Source organism: Exiguobacterium sp. UBA3491 (genome assembly GCF_002377745.1).
In the GTDB taxonomy this organism is placed as follows: domain Bacteria; phylum Bacillota; class Bacilli; order Exiguobacteriales; family Exiguobacteriaceae; genus Exiguobacterium_A.
This window is the reverse complement of sequence record NZ_DFQK01000012.1, coordinates 301,310-326,271: the sequence shown is the minus strand read 5'-3', so window position 1 is coordinate 326,271 and position 24,962 is coordinate 301,310. Positions and strand designations below refer to the sequence as shown.

The 24,962-nt window shown below is 48.3% G+C and carries 23 protein-coding genes and 1 pseudogene; 7 read left to right on the top strand and 17 right to left on the bottom strand.

Annotated features, from left to right (window positions below; genetic code table 11):
• Positions 1-93: 93 nt before the first annotated feature.
• Positions 94-1,494, bottom strand: coding sequence for a hypothetical protein (locus tag B4F99_RS04725; RefSeq protein WP_290755660.1), 1,401 nt, complete (start codon positions 1,492-1,494; stop codon positions 94-96).
• A 192-nt stretch (positions 1,495-1,686) separates the two neighbouring features.
• The gene (gene adhE / locus B4F99_RS04720; protein ID WP_290755658.1) at positions 1,687-4,281 is read right to left on the bottom strand and encodes a bifunctional acetaldehyde-CoA/alcohol dehydrogenase; all 2,595 of its coding nucleotides are present in this window, start codon (positions 4,279-4,281) and stop codon (positions 1,687-1,689) included.
• Positions 4,282-4,617: 336 nt separating this feature from the next.
• Here adhE and B4F99_RS04715 point away from each other — a divergent pair, with 336 nt between their 5' ends.
• The 5 genes from B4F99_RS04715 (at position 4,618) to B4F99_RS04695 (ending at position 9,990) form a co-directional block, all read left to right on the top strand.
• Complete coding sequence (locus B4F99_RS04715; protein ID WP_023467896.1) at positions 4,618-5,169, top strand: beta-class carbonic anhydrase; 552 nt, start codon at positions 4,618-4,620, stop codon at positions 5,167-5,169.
• 314 nt (positions 5,170-5,483) lie between these two features.
• Positions 5,484-6,803: a Na+/H+ antiporter family protein gene (locus B4F99_RS04710; RefSeq protein WP_290755670.1), complete on the top strand. Its 1,320-nt coding sequence runs from the start codon at positions 5,484-5,486 to the stop codon at positions 6,801-6,803.
• Positions 6,804-6,927: 124 nt separating this feature from the next.
• On the top strand, positions 6,928-7,521 hold the full coding sequence (locus B4F99_RS04705; protein WP_214855551.1) for a DedA family protein: 594 nt from the start codon (positions 6,928-6,930) through the stop codon (positions 7,519-7,521).
• Positions 7,522-7,580: 59 nt separating this feature from the next.
• Positions 7,581-8,465 carry a hypothetical protein gene (locus B4F99_RS04700; RefSeq protein WP_290755655.1) on the top strand — a complete coding sequence of 295 codons (885 nt, stop codon included), beginning with the start codon at positions 7,581-7,583 and terminating at the stop codon, positions 8,463-8,465.
• 166 nt (positions 8,466-8,631) lie between these two features.
• Entirely contained in the window at positions 8,632-9,990 is a 1,359-nt protein-coding gene (locus tag B4F99_RS04695) for an amino acid permease (RefSeq protein WP_290755653.1), read from the top strand.
• Positions 9,991-10,184: 194 nt separating this feature from the next.
• On the opposite strand, the pseudogene B4F99_RS15495 reads toward B4F99_RS04695, so the two are convergent.
• From B4F99_RS15495 to B4F99_RS04675, 4 genes and pseudogenes are all read right to left on the bottom strand, one after another.
• Positions 10,185-10,340 (bottom strand): annotated as a pseudogene (locus tag B4F99_RS15495) (ATP-binding cassette domain-containing protein); the annotation flags it as partial.
• A gap of 112 nt (positions 10,341-10,452) precedes the next feature.
• The gene (locus B4F99_RS04685; RefSeq protein ID WP_290755649.1) at positions 10,453-10,737 is read right to left on the bottom strand and encodes a hypothetical protein; all 285 of its coding nucleotides are present in this window, start codon (positions 10,735-10,737) and stop codon (positions 10,453-10,455) included.
• Positions 10,738-10,840: 103 nt separating this feature from the next.
• A complete protein-coding gene (locus B4F99_RS04680) occupies positions 10,841-11,638 on the bottom strand; it encodes a transporter substrate-binding domain-containing protein (protein ID WP_214855541.1) in 798 nt (265 codons plus the stop codon).
• The gene (locus B4F99_RS04675) at positions 11,631-12,461 is read right to left on the bottom strand and encodes a transporter substrate-binding domain-containing protein (protein ID WP_290755646.1); all 831 of its coding nucleotides are present in this window, start codon (positions 12,459-12,461) and stop codon (positions 11,631-11,633) included. The genes B4F99_RS04680 and B4F99_RS04675 overlap by 8 nt, the downstream gene beginning before the upstream one ends.
• 264 nt (positions 12,462-12,725) lie before the next feature.
• Here B4F99_RS04675 and B4F99_RS04670 point away from each other — a divergent pair, with 264 nt between their 5' ends.
• Positions 12,726-13,364 carry an SDR family oxidoreductase gene (locus B4F99_RS04670; RefSeq protein ID WP_290755644.1) on the top strand — a complete coding sequence of 213 codons (639 nt, stop codon included), beginning with the start codon at positions 12,726-12,728 and terminating at the stop codon, positions 13,362-13,364.
• 58 nt (positions 13,365-13,422) lie between these two features.
• On the opposite strand, the gene B4F99_RS04665 is transcribed toward B4F99_RS04670, so the two are convergent.
• The 3 genes from B4F99_RS04665 to B4F99_RS04655 all read right to left on the bottom strand — a co-directional run bounded on the left by B4F99_RS04665 (position 13,423) and on the right by B4F99_RS04655 (position 15,735).
• On the bottom strand, positions 13,423-14,433 hold the full coding sequence (locus tag B4F99_RS04665) for an ABC transporter permease (protein ID WP_290755642.1): 1,011 nt from the start codon (positions 14,431-14,433) through the stop codon (positions 13,423-13,425).
• Positions 14,434-14,502: 69 nt separating this feature from the next.
• Positions 14,503-14,925, bottom strand: a complete 423-nt coding sequence (locus tag B4F99_RS04660; protein ID WP_290755640.1) for a MarR family winged helix-turn-helix transcriptional regulator — start codon at positions 14,923-14,925, stop codon at positions 14,503-14,505.
• Positions 14,926-15,000: 75 nt separating this feature from the next.
• The gene (locus B4F99_RS04655; protein ID WP_290755638.1) at positions 15,001-15,735 is read right to left on the bottom strand and encodes a nuclease-related domain-containing protein; all 735 of its coding nucleotides are present in this window, start codon (positions 15,733-15,735) and stop codon (positions 15,001-15,003) included.
• 129 nt (positions 15,736-15,864) lie between these two features.
• On the opposite strand from B4F99_RS04655, the gene B4F99_RS04650 reads away from it, so the two are divergent.
• The gene (locus tag B4F99_RS04650) at positions 15,865-16,170 is read left to right on the top strand and encodes a hypothetical protein (RefSeq protein ID WP_029341343.1); all 306 of its coding nucleotides are present in this window, start codon (positions 15,865-15,867) and stop codon (positions 16,168-16,170) included.
• A gap of 52 nt (positions 16,171-16,222) precedes the next feature.
• Here the strand turns inward: B4F99_RS04650 and B4F99_RS04645 are convergent, their stop codons facing one another.
• The 8 genes from B4F99_RS04645 to B4F99_RS04610 form a co-directional block, all read right to left on the bottom strand.
• The gene (locus tag B4F99_RS04645) at positions 16,223-16,762 is read right to left on the bottom strand and encodes a class I SAM-dependent methyltransferase (protein ID WP_290755636.1); all 540 of its coding nucleotides are present in this window, start codon (positions 16,760-16,762) and stop codon (positions 16,223-16,225) included.
• Positions 16,763-16,868: 106 nt separating this feature from the next.
• Positions 16,869-17,606, bottom strand: a complete 738-nt coding sequence (locus B4F99_RS04640; RefSeq protein ID WP_290755621.1) for a Bax inhibitor-1/YccA family protein — start codon at positions 17,604-17,606, stop codon at positions 16,869-16,871.
• Between the two features lie 57 nt (positions 17,607-17,663).
• On the bottom strand, positions 17,664-18,455 hold the full coding sequence (locus B4F99_RS04635) for an aminoglycoside N(3)-acetyltransferase (protein WP_290755619.1): 792 nt from the start codon (positions 18,453-18,455) through the stop codon (positions 17,664-17,666).
• Between the two features lie 13 nt (positions 18,456-18,468).
• Complete coding sequence (locus tag B4F99_RS04630; RefSeq protein ID WP_290755617.1) at positions 18,469-21,474, bottom strand: AAA family ATPase; 3,006 nt, start codon at positions 21,472-21,474, stop codon at positions 18,469-18,471.
• Positions 21,456-22,577, bottom strand: a complete 1,122-nt coding sequence (locus B4F99_RS04625; RefSeq protein WP_290755615.1) for an exonuclease SbcCD subunit D — start codon at positions 22,575-22,577, stop codon at positions 21,456-21,458. The genes B4F99_RS04630 and B4F99_RS04625 overlap by 19 nt, the downstream gene beginning before the upstream one ends.
• 136 nt (positions 22,578-22,713) lie before the next feature.
• Positions 22,714-23,070 (bottom strand): hypothetical protein, encoded by a 357-nt coding sequence (locus B4F99_RS04620; protein ID WP_290749475.1) that lies wholly within the window; start codon positions 23,068-23,070, stop codon positions 22,714-22,716.
• A gap of 122 nt (positions 23,071-23,192) precedes the next feature.
• The gene (locus tag B4F99_RS04615; protein ID WP_290755613.1) at positions 23,193-24,200 is read right to left on the bottom strand and encodes a ThiF family adenylyltransferase; all 1,008 of its coding nucleotides are present in this window, start codon (positions 24,198-24,200) and stop codon (positions 23,193-23,195) included.
• Positions 24,197-24,961, bottom strand: a complete 765-nt coding sequence (locus B4F99_RS04610) for a thiazole synthase (protein ID WP_214855518.1) — start codon at positions 24,959-24,961, stop codon at positions 24,197-24,199. The genes B4F99_RS04615 and B4F99_RS04610 overlap by 4 nt, the downstream gene beginning before the upstream one ends.
• Position 24,962: the final 1 nt, after the last annotated feature.

Genomic DNA, 24,962 nt, shown 5'->3' with positions numbered 1-24,962 from the left:
CTCCCGCCTGTGGAAAGCGAGAATGACAATAACGTTCGTCGTCTCCATTCATGGCAGATCTCCTAGTGGAAGAGCTTCATCACTCCACGTCTCTTAAACCGTTTTGTCGGGCTTCCGCCGGACTACATAACCAAGAATTCCACCAAGTAACGCAAGTCCTGTTGCGAAAAGCACCGTCCATCCTGCCGTCTGTTGAGCGAACTCGAATAAGACGTCACTCCGCCACTTCATCGCGAACTGAACATATGAAGCTTGACTGACGATGAAGCTGATGACACCGATCGCGATCGCAAAAATGAATGGGTCGATGATCGACTTGAAACTCCGGATACTACAGACGAAGTAAATCACAAATGTCACGAGTAACAACACCCAATACGCACTCTCACTTGAGATGTTTGGTGCCGTCGTTCCGGCCGATTCAGCATCAATTGCTTGGATCGTCTGTCGTGCGACACCGAAATCAACAGGATCAAGCTTCAATTGTGTCGCTGATAAATCAGGACGTTCTCCACCGATTAACGTCAGCAATTGTTCCGTCACCCGATTCGTATCAATCCCATCGACAACTTTCTGAATCGAGTCATTGAGCTGTTCCGTTGAAGTCTCCCCGTTTAGCATCGAGACCGGGATTTCCGCATTCGCTCCAAGGACGTCTGCTTGATACACGACTTGTCCACCATGAATCCAGTCAAACATCCCTCCACTTCCGGCGTTCAGACTCGCAACGGTCAATGCCGTTCGTAGTGAGGAATCACCGTCATACTCCGCTTCGTCCTGCACCGTAAAGACAAGTTGGAGCGTACTCGCGAACATCAAAATCAGCAAGCTGGCACGTCCGGCAGCTGTCAGACCGGATAACTTTTGCGGGAAAAACGCCATCCAACCAAGCAGACTGACGACGAGAAGTGGTAAGATCCCGCTCATCGCATAGCCGTCTTGTAACGCAAGGAATGGGACACTGTTTCCGCGTCCGGCAAGAACAAACCAGATGATGCCGACCGTTAAAAAGAAACTGACCGATCGAATCGTCCACCCAAGCCGACTTGCCTTAATCCGTAACACTAAAAATAACAGGACGATCAATCCGATACCAAAAACAGAATAAAGCAACGTGCCGTAAGAGACATCGAACGTCAATGGCGCGAGGACTTGTCTTAAGTCAATCCCAAACAACGATAAGACGTCGCCGGCAGAACTTGCATCCAGCACCTGATTGATGATCCCTTCTCGGACTGCGCTCGGCATCGTGATCGACAGCCCACCGACGAACAAAAGCATCAACGAAACAGTGATGTCTGTCTCTTCCCATGTGATATCCGCCTGTTGCATCTGCTTCACGAGATCCTGATAGTCTGAGGATGAGGTGATTTGTGAAGTCAAAAATGCCATCACACCGTAGATGACACCGAAAAAGATGAGACCGATGAGGACGCCATACAGGACGTCCCAGACGGAAAACCGTCGTTGTTTCCTTTCTTGCCTTGACTCCATCCCATTTCCTCCTTTTTATGTCTGATGTTTGAATATTCCTGCTACAACGAAACCAAAAACATCAAATTCATTCAACAGCCATTATATCCCACTTTTTCTCTGACTGTCTCCACTGATTTCCAAAATAAAAACCGACCTCTCAGAGTGAGAAGCCGGTTGAACGATCTTTTGCCATAGTATTTTTTTCTCTATTTAGATGCCTTCGTATGCTTGTTCCATGATCGTCCGTAACTCAGCGACAAGCGGCATCTTCGGATTCGCTGTCGTACATTGATCTTCGAAGGCATCGACTGCCATCTTTTCGAGTTTTGCCTCGAAGTCTGCTTTTTGAATGCCTTGTGCCTTGAATGACATCTTGATGTTGAGACGTTGTCCAAGATCAGCAACGGCTTGAATAAGTGATTCGACCCCTTGTTCTGTCGTTGCTGCCGGAAGACCGAGGTAACGTGCGATGTCGGCATACCGTTCATCGGCGACGAATGATTCGTATTTTGGGAATGCTGCCAGTTTCGTTGGGCGTGACGCATTATAACGAATGACGTGTGGCATCAGGATCGCGTTCGTCCGTCCGTGTGGTGTGTGGAATTCCCCACCGATTTTGTGCGCGATCGAGTGGTTGATTCCGAGGAAGGCGTTCGCGAAAGCCATCCCTGCCATCGTTGACGCATTGTGCACTTTTTCCCGAGCTTCTGCGTCAGATCCGTTCTCGTACGCTCGTGGCAAGTAGTCAAAGATCATCTTGATTGCTTTAAGTGCCAGTCCATCCGTGTAGTCGTTCGCAAGGACCGATACGTATGCTTCTGTTGCGTGTGTCAAGACATCCATTCCGGTATCAGCAGTAATCGAAGCCGGTACAGTCATGACGAATTCCGGATCAACGATCGCGACGTCGGGTGTCAAGGCATAGTCAGCAATCGGGTATTTGACGTTTTTCTCTTTATCCGTGATGACGGTGAACGGTGTCACTTCTGAACCCGTACCCGATGTCGTCGGAATCGCGACGAACTTCGCTTGACGACCGAGTGTCGGGAATTTGTAGGCACGCTTACGGATATCCAGGAATTTTTGACGCAAGTTTGAGAACGTTTCGTTCGGCTGTTCATAGAAGAGCCACATTCCTTTTGCAGCATCCATCGCTGACCCACCACCAAGAGCGATGATCAAGTCGGGTTTGAAGTCACGCATGGCTTGGGCACCTGTCTGAACAGTCGTCACCGATGGATCTGGTTCGACTTGGTCGAAGATTCGGTAACTGACGGACTGTGGCAAGTTTTGAATCACTTTATCGGCATAACCGAACTGTACCATCGTTGGATCGGTGACAATCATGACGCGTGAGACGTCAGTCATTGACCGGAGGTACTGAACGGAGTTCTTTTCGAAGTAGATTTTTTCTGGTACCTTGAACCATTGCATGTTCACGCGTCGTCTCGCCACCTTCTTGACGTTGAGTAAGTGTTTCGCAGTCACGTTCTCAGAAACAGAGTTTTTCCCATATGAGCCGCAACCGAGTGTTAGTGATGGTGTCAACTCGTTATAAAGATCACCGATTCCGCCATGAGCAGATGGACTGTTGACGAGAATCCGGCAGGCTTTCATGCGGAGTCCGAACGCTGTCATCAAATCATCGTTCGTCGTATGAATGACGGCGGTATGACCGAGACCCCCGATTTCAAGCATCTGTTCAGCAATCGTAAACGCTTCTTCGGTGGATGCGACACGGTACGCACCGAGGACGGGACTGAGTTTTTCATGAGACAGTGGTTCTGCTGCTCCAACGTGCTCGAGTTCCGCGACGAGCATGACCGTCGTTTCCGGAACGTCGATCCCGGCTCGTTCTGCAATCCATGTCGCAGGTTTCCCGACGATGTCCGCGTTGACGGCACATGTATCAGTTTTAATGACGAGTGATTCGAGACGCTGTTTTTCTTCCGGTGTACAGAAGTAACAACCGAGTGCTTCCATTTCTGCACGGACCGTTGCATATATTTCTTGGTCAACGATGACGGCTTGTTCAGATGCACAGATCATCCCGTTATCAAACGTTTTTGAAAGAACGAGATCGCTGACTGCCCGTTTGACTTTTGCTGACTGTTCAATGTAGCAAGGAACGTTCCCTGGTCCAACACCGAGTGCCGGCTTACCTGTTGAATATGCTGATTTGACCATTCCTGCTCCACCTGTCGCAAGGACCATGGCGATGTTTTCGTGGTTCATCAAGACTTTCGTTGCTTCAAGTGATGGTTCTTCGACCCATTGAATGCAGTCTTTTGGTGCCCCTGCTTTGATGGCTGCGTCGCGGAGTGTTTTCGCCGCTTCGACGGAACACCGTTGTGCCGACGGGTGGAACGCGAAGACGATCGGGTTGCGGGTCTTGATCGCAATCAGTGCTTTGAACATCGTCGTCGATGTCGGGTTCGTGACTGGTGTGACACCACAGACGACACCGACCGGTTCAGCGATATACGTGATGCCGTTTTGTACATCTTCTTCTAAAATCCCGACCGTTTTTTCATGACGTAGACTGTTGTAGATGTATTCTGTCGCAAATATATTTTTAATCATCTTATCTTCAAAGACACCGCGACCTGTCTCTTCTGTTGCGAGACGAGCGAGTTCGACGTGCCGTTCAAGTCCGGCAAGTGCCATATCACGGACGATCGTATCGATTTTTTCTTGATCGAATGTCAATAACTCCTGTAATGCACGTTGTCCTTTTTCAACGATTTGTCCAATTGCTTGTTCGACCGGCGTTGCCGTCGATTTTGTTTTTTCTTTCACAGCCATGAGTGGTTTCCTCCCTGTCGTGGAACGAATCTGAGTTTGATTTGCCAACCATTATGTCAGGAATGCCAAGCTGTTTTTCAATAGTTTGTGCTTTCCTTCACAAATTAATCATAACTCCTTTTTCCTGCTTTGTGCATGACCATCCTGTGAATTCCCTCACATCCTTGGTAACGTTTACATCTATTGCGGATTCTCCTTTTTCATCGTTTTGCTTCATGTACATGGATGTGTGCGATTTGTCACACCTTGCGTTTTCCTGACTTGATAGCCGTTTCATCATCTTGTATTCTGATATGGGGTACATATTAAGAGCTACCACTAAAGGAGGACACTTCAATGTCAGTTGTACAGGAAATGCTAGCCTTCAACGAGCGATTCGTCGCCGAAAAACAGTATGAGCAGTTCGTCTCGGATAAGTTCCCGGATAAAAAGGTCGTCATCCTGACATGTATGGATGCCCGCCTAACAGAACTTCTTCCACACGCACTCGGCCTAAAAAACGGGGATGCGAAGATCATCAAAAATGCCGGTGCTATCCTATCGCACCCATTCGGTTCCGTCATGCGCTCGATTCTCGTCGCGTTGTATGCCCTTGGCGCTGAAGAAGTCGTCGTCATCGGTCACCACGATTGCGGCATGAGCACGATTGATCCTAAACACATGATCAGCGAAATGAAGGATCGAGGTATCGACCAACAGATTCTTCACACGCTTGAAGTATCAGGTGTTGATTTGAACCAATGGTTACGTGGCTTTACGTCAGTTCAGGAGAGTGTCGCTCACTCCGTCAGCCTCGTGAAGAACCACCCATTACTGCCACCTGGTACGAATGTCCATGGACTCGTCATCGACCCAGGGACCGGTAAACTCGACGTCGTCGATTGCTGATTGCTCTCTTATAGAAGAAACTCAAATAGATTCGGGATATTCTACTCCGTCTTAAATTAAAGATGATGTGCCATTTTCTCGTAATGGAGAAGGATGGCACATTTTTTTGTGTAAGCCATTTTCAGTGATCTATATGCTTTTCCCTTCATGCTTCCAGGTATTAAAAAATATGACTTTTATACAAAGCTAGAAAGCCTATCGTGAAGTCATTTAATACGAGGTCAGACTTTTATCCTTGACAGTGTTTCAACATGGCTGTAAGATACTTTAGTATAGTGCAGTGATAACAAAAGAAAGTGTGGTTTTATCGAATGATTAACGCCGTATTGTTTGCCGTCTTTTTACTATTCATCTTAGCGATCTTCCGCGTCCACATCGTGCTCGCGATGGTCATCAGTGCGTTCGCCGGCGGTCTCGTCGGCGGTCTTGATTTAACGAAAACAACCGAAGCGTTCGCGGGTGGTCTTGGCGACGGAGCCGAAATCGCTCTTAGCTACGCAATGCTTGGTGCGTTTGCCGTCGCCCTCTCGAAAACGGGCTTACCGGATGCTCTCGCTCACGCATTGATCGCACGTTCACGAGGTAACGCAAGTGCCGCATCAGTCAAGAAGTTAAAAGGATTCATCTTGTTCGCGATTCTGTTACTCGCGATCAGTTCACAAAATGCTCTACCGATTCACATCGCCTTCATTCCGATCATCATTCCGCCGCTTCTTGGTCTTTTTTCTCAGTTGAAGATGGACCGACGTCGAATTGCGATCATCATGACATTCGGTCTCGTCACACCGTACATGTTCTTACCGATCGGATTCGGAGACATCTATCTGAATCAGATTTTACTGAAAAACCTGAAAGCTAATGGTCTTGATACGACGGGAGTTTCTGTCATCGAAGCAATGGCGATTCCAGCACTCGGAATGGTCGTCGGTCTCTTGATCGGTCTGTATACGTACCGGAAAGAGCGGACGTATGAAATTCGTGATATCGCCCCGGACGACTATGAAATCCCGGTCATTACGAAATCGAAACTTGTTCTAAGTGGTATCGTCGTCATCGCGACACTGATCGTTCAACTGCAGACGGAATCAATGATTCTTGCTGCATCGACGGGACTCATCCTCTTCTTGTTGCTTCGTCTCGTTCGATTCAGTGAAGCAGATGACGTCATCACGCGTGGTATGCGGATGATGTCATTCATCGGTTTTGTCATGATCTCAGCGAACGGATTCTCGAATGTCTTGCGTAAGACGGGTGATATCGAACCGCTCGTTGAGAACTCAAAAGCATTGATGGGCGACTCCCAACTTGTTGCCGCGTTCGTCATGCTCTTGATCGGTCTTCTCGTCACGATGGGCATTGGATCAAGTTTCTCAACTGTTCCAATCATCGCTGCGATCTTCGTTCCACTTTGCATCCAGTATGGCTTCAGCTTAGAAGCGACGGTTGCGATCATCGGGACAGCAGGTGCTCTTGGTGACGCTGGTAGCCCCGCGTCAGACTCGACGCTTGGACCTACGAGTGGTTTGAATGCCGATGGTCAGCACGATCACATGCGAGAAACCGTCATTCCGACGTTCTTGCACTACAATATTCCGTTGCTCATCTTCGGTACGATTGCTGCGGTCGTGTTATAAAAACAAGACGGATTCGCTATCATGGTGGATCCGTCTTTTTAATTGTCTCCGTTTTTTTCCTTTTCATTTGATCTTCGGTTCTCTAAAATAAAGGAATGTACTGATTACAAAGGAGTTGTCTTACGTGTTATCTCAAATCGTCAACCAGATTTTACTTTCACTTGCCGATCTCGGATATTTCGGTATCGCCCTCGGGTTGATGATTGAAATCATACCGAGCGAAATCGTTCTCTCATACGGCGGATTCATGATTTCTCAAGGAACGATTAGCTGGCCACTCGCTGTCGTCGCCGCCGTCATTGGCGGATTGTTGTCGCAATTGTTCTTATATTGGTTTGCTCGCTATGGCGGTCGTCCATTGATCTTGAAGTACGGAAAGTATGTCCTGATCTCTGAACATCATCTGGATTTAGCTGAACGCTGGTTCTTGAAATACGGTCAAGGTGTCATCTTCGGAGCTCGCTTCATTCCTGTCGTCCGCCATGCCATCTCGATTCCAGCTGGTCTTGCGAAAATGGATCAAACGAAGTTTTCGCTCTACACGATTCTTGCCATCATTCCATGGTCAATCTTGTTCCTCTATCTTGGAGAAACACTCGGAACGAACTGGCGCTCGATCAAGGAAGTCGCTGCACCATATACGAATGGTGTTTTGATTGCTGCCGTCGCCTTAATTATCGTCTATTTCTTCTATAAACGCCGTCAACGGTCGGTTTAACTCATTAAGCAGTCTGTCTGTCGACGGACTGCTTTTTACAACAGACAGGAGGTCGTGCCATGCTCACATACCCGCTCGCCCATTTCCCGCTACGTCGTTTGACCGCATCCTATCGTTCTGGAAGCCCGGTCGCAACTGGCATCACTGTCGACGGACATATTTTAATCGTTGAAGAATCGATTGATGAATTTCGTGAAACACAGATTCTCTCCATTCATCAACTGAAGGATGACTGGCGAAAGACGACGATCGTCGAAAGAAACGACATCGACTTTTCCCTCGTTGATCGTTTTCCAGACGGACGGCTGTTACTCGTCGCTTCTCGTTGTGATGATGATATCGACGGCACATGGTTGCCAAACGCCTTTATCTACGATCCTCAAGGTCAGTTACTGAATAGCTTTTGTTTAGACGACGGGATTCAAAATATGCAAATCGACGAACAAGGTTGGATTTGGGTCAGTTATTTTGATGAAGGTGTCTATGCCGATGCCGTCACGAGTTCGAATGGTGCTTTCGGTCTGGTCGCTTTTGACGATACAGGTGAAGTGCAGTATAAGAATCGGCAATATCTGATTGATGATTGTTATGCTCTGAATGTCTGTTCATCAACAGAAGTCTGGTTCTTCTACTACTCCGATTATCGTTTCGTCCGTATTAATCAAGAGGACGATCTCGTTTGTGAGGCTCCTACGATCGCCTTTTCTCAGTTCGCTCGGTACAATGACCATCTACTTGCTGCATACTCTGATGACATACAATTACTTGAACGAAATGGAACACGTTTTAAGGGCATTCGTTCGATTCGTTTCATGACCGAACAAGGAAATTCCCTGTCAGGCGACCTTACAATGCGTGATGATTTGATCGTCTTAGCAACTGCTGAGCATCTGTATGTCGGGAGATTAGGTCAACAACTTGACACTCTATTAATGGGCGAATGAAAGCTGTTACATATTTGTTTCATGAATATCTGATTATTGAAAACTCTATTTCAAATTTTCAAAAAGACTAGCCGTGCCCTATCTGAGGATAGTATACTCAGCCTTATAGTTCTTACGACAAGTTGTCTGAACATTATGACGTCACAGATTTTTTTTGGGGGAAACGATGAGTTCGAATTTGAAACGAGATTTAACAGCACGACAGGTACAAATGATTGCGCTCGGAGGAACGATTGGTGTTGGTCTCTTCCTCGGGGCGTCAAGTACGATCGCTTGGACAGGACCATCAGTCTTACTTGCGTACATGCTAGCCGGAGTTTTTATCTTTTTCATCATGCGGGCACTCGGCGAGATGGTCTACACCCATCCGCACAGTGGATCGTACGCAAAGTTCGCAAACGATTATATCCATCCAGCTGCTGGTTTTTTAACAGCAAGCAGCAACATCTTCAACTGGGTCGTCGTCGGGATGAGTGAAGTCATCGCCGTTGGAACGTACTTACACTTCTGGTGGCCTGAACTACCAACATGGATTCCAGGGATCGTCGTCATCATTCTCTTGACGCTCGCAAACCTTGCTTCCTNNGGTGAACTCGAGTTTTGGTTCGCTTCGATCAAGATACTGACGATTCTTCTGATGATCGTCGCTGGATTCGGCATTATTTTCTTTGGACTAGGGAATGGCGGAAATCCAGTCGGTCTTTCGAATCTTTGGGCAAACGGCGGCTTTTTCACAAACGGTTTCACCGGCTTCTTCTTTGCCCTCTCGATCGTCTTCGCCTCTTACATCGGTGTCGAGTTGATTGGAGTCACGGCTGGGGAAACAAAAGATCCAGAGAAAAACATCACGAAGGCGATCAATGGTGTCGTCTGGCGGATTTTGATTTTCTACGTTGGAGCGATTTTCATCATCGTCACGGTGTATCCATGGAACGAATTATCCGATCTTGGAAGTCCATTCGTTGCGACATTCGCCAAGGTCGGTGTGACGATTGCTGCTGGCATCATTAACTTCGTCGTCATCACGGCCGCTTTATCCGGTTGTAACTCAGGAATCTTCAGCGCCAGTCGGATGATCTATGCATTAGCGGAAAAAGGGCAGATGCCGTCTTTCTTCTTAAAGATCAATAAACGTGGGATTCCGCTCTATACAGTTCTAGCCATTTCAATCGGGATTTTCTTTGGTGTCATCCTCGATATCATTCTCCCGCACGTTCTCGGAAAGGATACGAACATCTTCGTTTATGTCTACAGCGCTTCGGTACTACCAGGGATGGTGCCGTGGTTCGCGATATTAATCAGTCATATCCGTTACCGAAAAATCGAAAGTGAACGGACAGCCTCGCATCCGTTCAAAATGCCAGGTGCGCCGGTGACGAACTATCTATCGATCTTCGCGCTGATCACAGTACTCGTCGGCATGCTGTTTAATGACGAGACACGCGTCTCAATCTTAATCGGAATCGCCTTTTTGATTTTAAGTACGATCTACTACATCGTAAAAGTACCGAAAATCGAAAAATAAAACTGTTGTACTCCTCTCATGACACAATGAGAGGAGTTTTTTTCATACACTGTATTTTTATTTTGACCTCACATATTATTCATGGTATTCGTGATTTCCCGAACGTCTAAAAACAAACAATTTAACGACAGAAAGGAGAGATGAAATATGAACGGATTCAATCGTTTCCTGCTCGTCCTAATCGGTATTCTCAGTTTAATCAGCGTCGTCAGCATCTGAACAGTCGTCGATTTCCCGGCACCGTTCGGTCCAAGAAAGGCGAAGATTTCCCCTGCTTGCACGTCAAAGGAAATCCCTTTGACGACATCCTTTCCAACGTACGTCTTCGTCAAGTTCTCGACATGAATCATCTTCATTCCTTCTTTCCATGAATCCAAAGTCATGTCCAAGATTCCCCTATTTTTTCTGTTCGAAAAATCAAAAAAGACACCTGAATCGGTGCCTCGATTCAATCTCTAACGATTACGCTACAATCTGGTATACACCATATACGGCACCTGCAGACAAGGCGAGCGTTACGACTACCGACACCAGCATCATCTTAAACTCAACACCTTTTAAGCGAACGGCTCGCGCTAACGCGAGACTAAACGATAGTACCGCGCCACTCGTAAATACAAGCGCTCCTGCGAACAATAACGTAGGATTATTAATCCAAACATCTCCGATGACGAACCATGTGTAAGTGACACAGGCAAAAAGAGCGGTCATGATGAGCCATTGTTTCGATGTTCTCTTTTTCAACATATCGGTTTCCTCCTGGTTTGCTTCTACATACTTGTTCGACTTTTCCCATCAGATTCCTGTCATTAAAAAATCGTGCCCCCTGCTATCAGGAGGCACGATCCACTTATGACGCCACTTGCCATTTCTCTTTTAATTGCTCCATCTCTTCCTGTCCTTCGTACGACTGCATCCAGAGGTTAAAGACATCGACGACGTCCGCTTCTGACTCCCGGACGAGGTAGCTTTTCTCCGCCGGAATCCACTTTTCTTGAATTCTTGGTGCCGCGAGTCGTTGATCGAGTGCTTCATAATGAATCGCCTCGACCGTATCAGTGATCATGACATCAACTTCACCTGAGGCAACCGCATGCGGGATGTCGAGGTTTTGCTCATACATGACGATGTTCGCCTTCGTAAACGTCTTGCGGACGAATTGTTCATTCGTTCCGCCTGGATTTAGACCAATCGTCACGTCCGGTCGATTGATCTGTTCAATCGAAACGAGGCGTCCGGCATCTTCTTTACGGACGAGCGGTGTCTTTTGGAATGACAGGTAACTTGACGTGAAGTCGCCAATGATCTCGCGCTCGATGTTTTTCGTCACTCCCCCGACGACCATATCGAATTTCCCGCTAGCGAGATCAGCAGACAGCGTCGGCCATGTAGTCGGGACGAACTCCACATCGATGCCGGTCGTCTTCGCGAAAGAACGGATCACTTCGATATCGAATCCTTCGTACTCGTTCGTCTTCCGGTTCAAGTAGGTGAATGGTTTATAATCGCCGGTCGTTCCGACGACGATTTTTTTCGTCGCAAAGACGTTCTTTGCTTGTACACGTCGTGGTTGCTCCGTTTGCCAAAGTGTTAGTAAGCTGGCAAACAAGACGCCACCTCCGACGACGATCCATCCCCATTTACTCATGTGCTCCCGCTCCTTTCGCTCCGACCGTCTCCCGCGTCGAGACGATGTTCCATTTTTCCTTCAATTGTTGCACCTGCTCTTGTCCTTCCGCACTTTCAATCCAGACCCGGAAGACGTCTCCGAGCTGCTTTTGTCCTGGTTTCATCAAATACGCCATCTCGGCTGCTTCCCATGCTTCAGTGAGTTTGGGCACCGCAAGATTCAGTTCTGTTGCGTAATGCAACGCTTCGATGTCGTCTGTTACCATGACGTCGACTTGACCGCTTTGGACGGCTTTTGGAATGTCCAAGTTGTTCTCAAAGACGGTCACATCTGCCTTTGGAAAATGCTTCTTCACGAACGCCTCGTTCGTCCCACCCGGATTGACACCGATTTTGACGGATGGATCATTGATTGCATCAAGCGAATTCAAGCGTTTGACATCTTCCTTCTTTACGAGCGGTGCTTTTTGAAAGGAGAAATACGACGACGTAAAGTCTCCGACGACCTCGCGCTCGACTTTCTTCGTGATCCCACCGACTGCGATATCGAACTTACCTGACTTCGTATCCTCCGATAACGTCGGCCATGACGTCTTGACGAACGTCACGTCAAGATCCGCTGCTTTAGCGAACGCTTGGATGACTTCAATATCAAAGCCTTGATAACGATTCCGTTCCTCGTTCCGGTATGTAAAGGGCTTATAATCCCCCGTCGTCCCGACGACCAGTTTGTGGTCTTCGAAGATGTCATGTGCTTCGGCATCCGTCTGTTGATTCCAGATCATCCAAGCGGCAACGCCTGTCAGGACAAGTCCAGCTAATAGCCATGGTTTCTTTCTCATCGTATCTCTCCTTTCTGTTTCGTCGTTGCCCATTCTCCGAATATTGCCACAATTTAACCTAAACGATTTTCGGTGTGGGTAATAGTCATTATCCTACCACACATACACGTGATTTCAAGATAATTTGACGATTTTATGCATAAAAGTGTTAAAAAGATGTTTTGATGACGGTTACAGTTCCATAAGTCGTCTCTCTTTACAGAATCCCCTCGTCTTTTCCATACTGAAACAGAATCATCAAATCGTGGAATGGAGGAATGGAACATGAGTCAGATTTTCATCATTGGTGCAAATGGTAAAGTAGGTCGTCACGCTGCTCGCTTACTGCAGGATTCGGAGCACGATGTCAAAGTAGGATTACGTTCCAAGGACCAATTCAGTGATTTTGAGAAACTCGGTCATACCCCGGTTCACCTTGATCTTGAAGACGATGTCGCGACAATCACGGAAGCATTACAAGGATCAGATGTCGTTATCTTTACGGCAGGATCCGGCGGTCATACAGGAGCGGACAAAACGATGCTGATTGATTTTGACGGTGCCGTCAAAGCGATTGAAGCAGCGGAAGCAATCCATGCGAAACAGTTCATCATGGTCAGTGCCTTGAATGCCGATTCGCCAGAAACATGGTCCGACAGCATGAAGCCGTATTACATCGCGAAACGTTATGCGGATCGTGTCATGAAGGAATCATCACTTAACTATACGATTCTTCGTCCAGGTGGACTGTCGGATGAAGCCGGAACAGGAAACGTCACGACGGATCCGTCCGAGCAAGCGACTAAAAAAATTCCACGCGAGGACGTCGCCCGTGTTATTTTAGCTGCGATCGGTCATGATAAAGCATCGAAACAAGTCGTCACACTACTCGAAGGTGACACACCAATCAACGAGTTGTTCTAATACAAAAGCTCACGTCTCGGAAATTGAGACGTGAGCTTTTTTGAAGCTATACTTTTTCTCAAGCCATGGCTTGCTGCCTAACGCCCTCTCTTCTCCAGACTGTAATGAGACACGTCACCAAGAAACTACCAACAAATAGTAAGGATAGATGAAGGACTTGCGTCCCGACTGATCCATCCATGAATAATAATCGACTGAAACCAGAGACGGCATTTGGAACAGGCAGGAACGTTCCGAGTGATTGATAAAATGGTGCCAGCATCTTCGCTGGAACAATGTTCCCTGCGGTCATTAACTGGAACGGGATCAATGCGACATTAACGAGTGGAGCAATCGGACCAAATAAGGCAAAGTTCATCTGTGTGACGGCGATACAGGTCGCAACGACGAGGAGCTCGAACGCCCACAATTTGATGAATGGCGTATTGATATCTGTCAGTAGATGCGCCATCGAGACGAGGAGCAATGGTACGACAAGTAAGACGATGCCGTGCAGTAGTTGTCGACTCCAGAAAAGATCCCATTTTGTGTGACGACTCTTTAAAATCGTACTGACGAGATTGAATTGTATCCCCATCGTCATCGTCGCGATGTAAATGACAAATCCGAGAACGAGCGGAAGCATTGATAAAGCAAAATCCGAGACGGCATGTTCCGTAACGATTGACGTCGTGAACGTCGGCTCTCCATTCAACTGTTTGCTGATCGTTTCCGTTGCTCTCTCGAGGATTGCATTTGCGAATTCCGAATTCGTCTGACTGACGTGTGCTGTCAATCGATGCGTTGCATCATCTTTTTGTAAGACGAGATCGACTTCATTCGCATCAAGTGCTTGCAACCCTTTTGTTTCTGTTGCAACCGTCTGAACCGTGAACGGTGCTTGTTGCAACGACTGGATGAACGGATCATTCGCTTCTGCGACGACCCCAACATTTAATTGATCAAGACGTTCCGTCGTTCCTTGGTAACCCGTCATCCAGACAACGAGGAACAAGAGCGGTACGACGATTGCGAAGACGAGCCCGACTTTCGTTTGTGTCATTGACCAGACATCTTTCCATGCTTTCATGTTTCTATCTCCTTTTTATATGCATCACTTATAATATCATGTGCAACTATATATCCGAAGGAAAACCATTCACGTCACATTCCGGTGAATGGTCTCGAGTATTTCCTTCAATTGCTCGATTTGCTGTCGCGATAATCCACGGAACGCTTCGAGCTGTAGCTGATCAAGCTCTGGTCCGAGGCGATCGACGATGTCGCGTCCTTCTCGTGTCATCAAGAGTAGAACCGCTCGTCGGTCCCGAGGATCTGGTGTTCGAACGATCAGCTCTTTTTTTCCTAGCTTATCGAGAATCTTACCAATCGTCGTTTGATCACGTTCTGTCACAAGTGCCAGTTGCTTTTGCGAAACACCATCTTGTTTTGCGAGTTCGCTCAGGACAGAAAATTGTTCCGGCGTCAGTCCGAATGCTTCCATCCGTTTAGCAGCGGCACGTTTGAATGCGTAATAACTACGGGATAATTGCATCCCGAGTGACCATTCCGATTCCTTCATCCTATCATCTCCATATAGTTGCACTACTTATTATTCATTCACTATACCTGAAGGAGAATGAGCTCGTCAACGGTCTCATTTTGCCTGTCGTTGACGAATCCCATCGATATGCGCTTGTTGCGTGGCACGATCGACTTGTGAATGAACCCCGAGTTTCCCTGCAATCGTATCAACTTGACTCGGTGTCAACGACTTTTCTGTCGCGAGTTGCTCGATCGTCTTACGGAGGACATTTCGTTTGAAGACACGGACATGTGCTGAATCGACGGTAATCTTTTTCAGTTCACAGCGTTCGCTGAAGACGATCAAGGAATGAAAGAGTGCAGGATCCGTTCCTTCCAAGAAGCGTTGCATGCTCTTGAGGTGTCCTTCATTTTGTTTGATTGGATTATAGAATCGTTGCTTGAAGCGGTTCTGGAACTGTTGCGTCCACTGACGATCCTGCTCGCGTCCAAAAATCCAGCCGCTGTAGTTTTTTGATTCGAGCACATAGATGCCACTTTCATGAATGAACGTCACATCGATTTCCGTCGTACCCTCACCGCGTGCACGTGGTAAGTATGTATTGAAGACGTAAGTGCCGTACCCTGACACTTGGTCGAGTTGACGCGTCGTCAAGTACTCGCCCCATTTTCCTTTATCACGAACGATCCGTAAAAACGGCTCGCGTGTCAGTCGGTAATACCGGCTATTGTGATATGAACTTCGTTTGACGAAGAAGAACAAACCGAACGTTCCGAAGAAGAACAGCACCATGAGCAGTCCAACTTGAATCAAGAATGGCAAAAATGTCACTAACACATTGTCCACTAGATTATTCTCCTTTCTATATTAACCTTTATTTTCCACTATATCAGCATAATCAATTTCTACATCATTTTCCACTATTTGTTATGATTCATCTTCTATGGTACGGTGGAACAAAGGAAGGTGTTCTCCATGGATTCTGTCGTCACGTTCGCACCACTAATCGTCTTATTCTTCATCTGGATGTCCTTATCTCAAAAAGCAGACGAAGCGAAACGCCGCCAACAAACGATTCTGAAGAAGCTACAACGGATCGAAGAGCACCTCGGTCTGAATGAGGTGTCACTAGAAGAAGCAGCGTTACAAGTCGAACTGGTTCAGTTGCTTCATGAAGGAAAGACGGTTGAAGCTGTCAAACGCGTTCGAGAGACGCTCGGATCGTCTTTGCTCGAAGCAAAACAATACGTCGATCAACTAAAAAGCGAGCACGGAATATGATCAAAAAGACCATCTGACAGCGAAGTTCAGATGGTCTTTTCCAACTATGTATTCATTTATGTGCATCAAGTATCAACGAAGGAAATTTCATCTGTTCTGCATTTCGGGGATCGTATCGTTTCGAGCGGAAAATGATGCCGTCATCTCCGTTCCAATCTGCTTGATGAAACAATCCGTTCTGATCGAAATATTCTAGAAGGCGCACTTGAAATCCAGCTTCTTTAAATACTTGCTGTAACGTTTCATATGTATAGACGATTTTATGACTCGCCGCCGGATGATCAGCAGGACCGGGGCCACCGACTTGAACGATTGCTTGGTATGCCTCATCTCGAAAATTACCGTCCGGCACTGCACAACGAACGTATCCCCCTGGCGCAAGATATGTATAACAATGACGTGCCGCATCAATCCCTTCTTCAAACGTTAAGTGCTCCCAGACGTGTTCAGTAAGAATTGCTTGCAACGTGTCGTTCGAACACAACCGTTCCCAATCGGACCGATTGAGCAGATTCAACTCATCTTCCTGTGTATGATACCAGCCGGGATTGTTGTGGTACGGTCCGGCTCCAATAACGATACGTTCTTTCATACGAGATCCCCCTTCTTATTTCACCATTCTATTAATTCTCATTTCATACAATTATCCCTGCTTGCGACAAAAAAACAGACGACGGAGAATCCGTCGTCTGTTGCTTTTAATCTCGTGCTGCAAGGCGATACAAGAGATCGAGTAATTCAATATAGAGCCAGATGATCGTCACGATCAATCCGAATGCTGCGACCCATTCCATCGACTTCGGCGCACCGGCACGAACTTGTTGCGAGATAAAATCGAAGTCCATCACGAGTGACAAGGACGCGACGATGACGATGACGAACTGAATACCAATCGCAAGCGGCGAGCTACCTGTCATGAATGGGAGGTCGACACCAAATAACGAGAGAATCAAGTTGACTGCATACAAGACGAAGATCGAGAGAATCGCTGCTGTTACCGCAGAACGGAAACGTTGCGTCACTTTAATCATGCCAGTCGAGTAGACGAACCACATCGCAAATGCAACGACGAATGTCGCAACGACTGCCTTCCCGACGATTCCTGGATACATGCTTTCGAACATGAGCGATAACGCTCCGACTGCCACCCCTTCAACGATCGCATAGACCGGTGAAAGAACCGGTGCCGTCGCCGGTTTGAATGTGATGACCAAGGCAAGAATTAGACCGATGACTAGTCCACCAATCAAGGCTGGGAACAACAACCCTTGGTTTTCTGCGAGGAAGAACCAACTTCCTCCAGCTGCTGCCGTGACGAGAGCGAGCAGTAAGAAAATCTTACTCATCGTCCCACTTTTCGTCATCGGTCGTTCTCCGACACGTGCTGTATCGAACCCACGACGCAATGCCGGGTTAACTTTAAAACGTGAAGCCATTGCATTCACTCCTTTTTATGATTCTGCTTTGTATTACGAAAGCTTCCCGAAAAAGTTTCAAAATAACCATTGATCGAGTGCTTTTAATTGCAACATGACGACCGGGATCGAGGCTTTGGCATCGATGCGGTGTGATTTCGCTTGCCCAATCAAACCGGACGTCACGAAGTCCGACCCTTCGAGCGCTTCCCCGATTGGACCAAATGCATCACTATCGACTTGACGGTGTCGGTAATGGATGAACCGTTCCGTCGTTCCTTCTCTGACTTTACAACCGTCCTCGACGTCCGGGCGATTCAGTCCGTATTCGGCATAATGCCAGACGGTCGTCGTATCCCACGGCGAACCGATATGGAGAATTTGACCGTCCGCTTCAATAAAGCGTTCAATCGGTGAGCCAGGACCGAAACCGTTTTCCAGTGTATGATCGGCAACGAATGTCGCCGCATCCTTCCCCCATGCGGTCACCGACCACATCGGATGCTCGCTTCGGACTACACCTGGATACGTTCGAAAGACTTCCGGTACACGACCGATACCACGTGTGACCGTTTTTGCCGGATCATATGCCGGCATCTCCCGACGGATCGTTTCCCACCATTCTTCAGGTACAGCCGGTTGGCTCCAGTTCTTCGGATCTGAATTATCCGTACTTTGCGCCGGCATCATGATCAACCCTTCCGTCGTGACGACCTCCTGCAAGGCTTCGATCAATGCTTGTACCCCACCAGGAATCCAGCCAATTTGTTTGAGTGACGTATGGACGAACAGTTTCATACCGGACGTCACACCTAATTCGCGTAACGCTTCTTTGATTTGTGATTTCGTGACCATGTTTCGTGTTTCCATCGTTCTGATCTCCTTACTCGACGACTAATGCTATCGTCGACCCCGTTTTTCCTTGCTTGACCTCGATTTTCGCATCAACACGTGACTTCAGCTCCTGCACATGACTGATGATTCCGACCATACGGCCGCTCGCTTGAATTGAAAGCAACGTCTCGATCGCTTGTTCAAGCGATTCCGGATCAAGTGTTCCAAATCCTTCATCGATAAACATCGTTTCAAGCGACACTCCTCCACTTGCTTCTTGCACGACTTCCGATAGTCCAAGCGCAAGTGCAAGGGACGCCTTGAAGCTTTCACCACCGGACAACGTCTTGACGTGACGTGTTTGCGACGTGTAAGCGTCAAAGACATTTAAATCAAGTCCGTATTTTTTGAGTCCTTTTCCTGCCTCCGTTTTTCGCTCGAGCTGAAAACGACCCGATGTCATCTCATGCAGATGTCGGTTTGCGGCGAACAATATTTCATCGAAGTAAGCCGTCTGAACGTACGTTTCGAATGTCATTCGTTGTGCGTTCTCGCCGACACCAACGCGAGCGAGTTCGCCGATGACTCCGTATCTCGCATCCTCGTCCTCAATCTGGCGTTGCAAGCTTTCCCAAGCCGTTATCAACTGATCAATATGTGCCCTTTCCTTCTCGAGCCCGACACGTCGATCGGTCCGTTCCGTCAGTTCGAGCGACGCCGTCTTCAAGTCCATCCGCAACAGTTCAAGATCCGGGCGCACTTGACCTTCCGTCTTCAAGCGAGCTTGTTCCTGTTTCAGCTTCAATTCCTGCCGCTCTAGGCGGTCTTGTTCCAGCCGTTCATGGAGGAGGCGAATGTCTTCTCGTGACCGTCTCGCATCGCGGAAGGCTTCAATCGTCGGAAACGCTTCTTCTGCCAAGACTGCTTGTAATTCCTTTTCGCGTTTCGTTAATCGGTCGCTTTGTTCAGCAGATGCCTCAGTCAATTGACGGAATCGACCTTGGTGTTCCGCCAAGTCACGATCGAGCTGTTCCTTTTCACGTAACTGGCGCTGTTTATCTTGCTCGAACTGCTCGATGCGTGTTTCTGCCTGTTGTTGTTCTTCACGAAGTGCTGATAACGATTTTACGAATTCTCCAGATTGACTCAGGCGACCAGTCAAGTGTGCCAATTCCGATTCGATGACAGTTTGGTCTTTTACCACCCTATCAATCTTCAACTGTAGTTGCTCTAGCGATTGTTCGAGTTGTTGAAGACATGTTTCAAGACGTTCTTTTTCCGTCTGTGCTGACGCTAATCGGACTTCCGTCTGTTCGACTTCCCGAAGCTGTGCTAAAACTTCCGCATGAGTTGACTCGTTTTCACTCGTTTTTTGAATCTCGATCGTCAGTTGTTGCAGACGCTCTGCAACCGTCCGGTACGAGGCTTGTAACTCTTGATGCGCTTGTTGTGCTTCTAAGAACCGCTGTTGTGCTACATCGACCGATAGTTCCTGTGCGACGGCGACAGCATGTTGCGGATGCGACGTACTGCCACAGACAGGACAAGCCAGCCCGTCCGTCAATCCTTTAGCAAGTTCAGCAGCCAGTTGTTCCCGTTCACTTTTACGAGCTACTTCATACGCACGCCCTGCCGCCTCTTTTTGATCCCGGACGCTTGTACCGCGGACGATCAACTGTTGTCGCTCTGCTTCCAACCTGTCATACTCTGCGAACTTCGTCGCCAACTGTTGCAGGATGAAGCGCCGTTCTTGCGCCTGTAAGCGTTCGGCTCCGACGTTCTGCAATGGTCGTAGCTGTTCCTGAACGGTCTTTCGCTCCGTCCGCGTTTGTTCGAGTTGTTTCCGGAACGGTTCCGGATCAAGTTGCTTTAAGCGTTCTGTCAGTTGTTGCTGTTGTTGCCGTAAGAGGGTCTCAGCTTCCAACCGTTCGCATTCTTCTTGAATTTTCTCAAGACGACGACTCAGTTGTTCGATCTGTGGTTCTTCCGCCAGTAGTTGATTCACTTTGTCTTGAACGGTGCCCTGCCGCTCTGTCAAGCGCGTGACGTGCTGTTCGGTTTCCTGCTGTTGCCGTTTAAGTCGTGTTAGCTGTTCTTGATCTTGTTGCCATTGATCAAAAAGTGGTGCGACGATTTGAGCACGTTCGGCAGCCGTTGCTTCTTCTTGCATCCGCTTCATGTCTGATGATCGTTCAAGCAACAACTGCTCCGTCCGTTGAAGTTGCTCTTGCTCTTGGAAAGCTGCTTCGAGTTGTTCGCCCTGTTGCAACCGTGTCGTTTTGTTCTCGACGATCGTACGTGTTTGTTGCTCCGCTTCATGAGCCGCTGTCAACCACTCATCCCGTTCCGTCGTCAACGCTTCCATTCGTAACCGGATGTCCGCTTCCGTTAATTCACTCCAGTTTGCTTGCAGGGGTAGCTCCTCAAGCTTGGCCCATTGTTTCGTCTTCGTTTCCTTGATGCGTGCCGCAAGATCGAGCGCTTGTCGGTGCAAGCGTTGTTGGAACTCACCATAATGTTCCGTCTTGAACAGTTGTTTGAGAATCTGTAATTTATCTTTTGACTCTGCCATCAACAGTTCCCGGAACTTATTTTGCGGCAACAGGAGAATTTGTGAAAACTGTTTATGGTCGAGCTGGATCAATTCTTGAACGTGCTGCTTGATTTCCGGAATCTTGATGGCTAGTGGTTTCCACGCCACGCCGTCGAACCGAGCGAACTCTGCTTCATGCGAATAGCCGGTTTTATTGACCGGATGCGGTTGACTCGGTTGCCGGATGATGCGATACCGTTCCCCTTTCAGCGTAAACTCCAGTTCGACTTCCGTCTTTTGTTCAGGTACGGCAAAATGACTTCGTAGCTCGCTCATTTCCCGCTCACCGCCAGACGTCTCACCATACAGGGCGAACGTCAATGCATCAAAAATCGTCGTTTTCCCAGCCCCTGTATTCCCGGAAATGACGAACATCGTCCGTCCAGCAAGTGCCGTGAAATCAATCGTCTCTTCACCAGCAAACGGACCAAAGGCGCGTAATGTCAGTCGTTCTGGGCGCATGTCGCTTCCTCCTTCAAGACGGCTCGCATCGCTTCCGTCGGCTTCTTCTCACGAACTGCTTCATAAAATTCACTGAACAGATCCGCAACAGAAGCATCCTTGACCTGCTCACGCGATGCTTTGACCGCCCGCGTACTCTCGCGGACGAATCCGATTCGCTCGAGGTGCAGGATGTTCGGATAGATTTTTTTCAGCTTGCCCATCGGATCCATCAAGGCTTCGCCGTCCGTCAGGTTGATTTTTAAATAATCATCCGTGACTTGCGTCGCAACGAACGCAGGATCCGTCAATTCATCGAGACTACCAGTCAGTTCTCGCAAATCACGTTTTGGTGCAAGCGGTTCGAATCGACGATCGAACGTACCAGTATCGTTCAACTTCAACACATCGACGCCTTTGACGTGATGTGCTTCTGAAAACGAATATTTCAAGAGCGATCCGCTGTATCGGACCGTCTCGGATTGAATTGCAAGCGGGTTGTGCAAATGACCGAGTGCTGTATAGGTAAACGGTGCAAACTGGCTCGCACTAACTTGCCCTGCCGTTCCGACGGATAATTGCCGCTCCGAATCTGTCTCGAGTCCACCGATGACAAAGGCATGACCGACGAGAACACTCGGTCCGTCTGGGACACATCCGGCAAGGATCGTCCGCATTGCGTCATCATGCGTCTTAATCGTTTCATCATTGTGCACATACCGGACGGTCGCAGGATCAGCGAACGGCACCGGGTAAAATGATACTCCCTTGATCGCGACCGGCTTGATGACCGGCGTCAATTTTCCAACAAGGTGTAGACCCGCCCGTTGGAGTAACGTCGTTCCGAAACTTAACCGTTCGGCTGAATCATGATTTCCGCTGATCGCCATGACCGGTATGTCCCGGTCAAGAATCAGAGCAGCGAGCGTCTCATCGAGTAGTTCAACGGCTTCTGTCGGCGGGACGGCACGGTCGTATAAGTCACCCGCAATGACGATTGCATCCGGTTGTTCGCGATCGACGAGTGTCAAAAACTCGCTCAGGACCGCCCGTTGGTTCCCGAGCATTGACTCGCCATGAACGATTTTACCGAGATGCCAATCGGCAGTATGTATCCATTTCATTTTCATCACACTCACTTTTTGAATATAGTAGCTTAAGTGTAGCATGCGAGCGTTCGTTCTGCGACGAACATCCGTTTGGAACACAAAAAGCAGGAGGCGAATGCCTCCTGCTTTTTGCGCTTTCACAACGAGCGTATTACTTCGTCCGTTGCTTTCTAAAACGTTGGACGGAACGAATCACAGAAACTGATCCGCCGATGATCGCACCGACACCGACGACGATGCCTGTCTTAAATTTTTTGCCCGTTGGTTCGGATGTATGCGTTGCTTGATTGTGTTCAAATAGTTGTTGGAGGGGCGACGACGTCTCGACTTCGAGAATCTTCGATGCATCCTGATGCAAATCTTCTCTACGTTCGACACTACAAGGTGACAGATAGAATGGGTTCAAGTTCGTCCGGTACCGGTCCGGATTCCAGTTGGCTTGCTGGACAACCGCCTGTGTTTCTTCCGTCTGTGCTTGATCCTTCATCGGATCGAATTCTTGTTTCATCTGAATCACTCCTCTTCACGTTCAAAACCTGTAGACCGATTTATGTCTGAAGTCTTATTTACCTGTTTTTTAAACATTTAAAACATATATTTTTAAAATTAGTTTTACTGTTTTATGAACGTTTATCCGAAATAGGCGTGATACAGTCGTTTTGCTTTAACGAGATCCGCCTCGCCATGAATCAAGACACGACCATCTCGAAAGGCGACCATTCGATGCTCATCCGTCGTAAACGCCAGCAAGTATGGATTATGGGCGGAAATCGACGCAACCGGCTGGAGGCGTTGTTTTAATTGTTCGAGATCCCGCTGCCCGTCTCCACGGATTTGAACAGCATCGCGACCGCACAGTGCCGTGAAACGCACCGTTTGATTCGATAAATAAGGATAAGACGGTTCGATGCCGCACGAGGGGCACTCTGTTTGCTTCAGTGACTGGACGTTGATTTGTTGGAATGTATTTGACCACACGTCAAAGGCAAGCAGACGTGTCCGCAGCGCGTCCGTCTTCCCGCTCAACCACTTCAGCGCCTCCGTCACTTGTAGAGAGGCGACCATCTGAACAGCTGGACCGATGATTCCCGCCGTATCACACGTCTCCTGATCACGTGGTAATTGATCGAGCAGACACTGCAGACATGGCGTCTCTCCCGGGCGAACAGTGAAAGTAATCCCGTAACTGCCGATGCAGCCACCGTAAATCCACGGAATCGAGCGCAACAATGCCATATCGTTCATCAGTAAACGAATATCGAAATGATCCGTCGCATCGATGATGAGATCAATATCATCGAGAAGCCACGTCAGCGCTGCCCGGTCGACATCTAATACATGTGCTTCGATCGTCACCGTCGAATTAATCGCTTCAAGTCGCGCTTTTGCAGCAATCGCCTTCGGTACGCTGTGCCGTGCATCATCCTCCGTATAGAGTTGTTGCCGTTGTAGATTACTCCACTCGACATAATCGCGGTCGACGATTCGGACGACGCCGACACCAGCGCGAACGAGTTGTTCTGCCGATGCTGTTCCGAGTGCCCCCATCCCGATGATCAGTACCTTTGCTGTTGCGAAGCGTGCTTGTCCTGCTTCTCCAATCGGTTGAAATCGAGTTTGACGTGAATAACGTGTCATCGAATCAATCCACTCGTTGGACTACTCGCGACTGCATACTGTTTCTTCTCGATTCTTCCCGCTTCGTAGCCGAAGCGCCCTGCTTCGACAGCTAGTCGCATCGCGTGCGCCATCTTGACCGGATCTTGGGCATGGGCGACAGCGGAGTTCAATAAGACACCATCCGCTCCCAGTTCCATTGCATAGGCGACGTCAGTTGGAGAACCGATTCCAGCGTCGACGATGACTGGGACCGACGTCTGCTCGATGATGAATTTTAGGTGGAGCGGATTGAGGATGCCTTGCCCAGACCCGATCGGTGAAGCAGCCGGCATGATGGCATGACAGCCGAGTTCCTCGAGTCGTCGTGCAAGGACGACGTCGTCCGATGTATACGGTAAGACGATGAACCCATCTTTGAGTAACTCTTCAGAAGCCCGTAACGTCTCGATTGGGTCAGGTAGTAATGTCTTATCGCACCCAATCACTTCAACCTTGACCATGTCGCACATACCGGATGCCCGCGCAAGCTTTGCTAGCCGGACAGCTTCTTCCGCTGTCTTCGCACCAGCCGTGTTCGGTAGTAAATCGTACTTCGTTAAATCAAGCGACTCCAAGAAATTCGATTGTTGTTTGTCGAAGAGATCGAGCCGCCGGACAGCGAACGTCAAGATTTGTGAAGCGGACGCATCGATGGCCTCCTGCTGTACCGTAGCATCCGTATATTTCCCCGTTCCAAGTAATAACCGTGATTCGAATGTCTTTTCTCCAATTTTCAACATC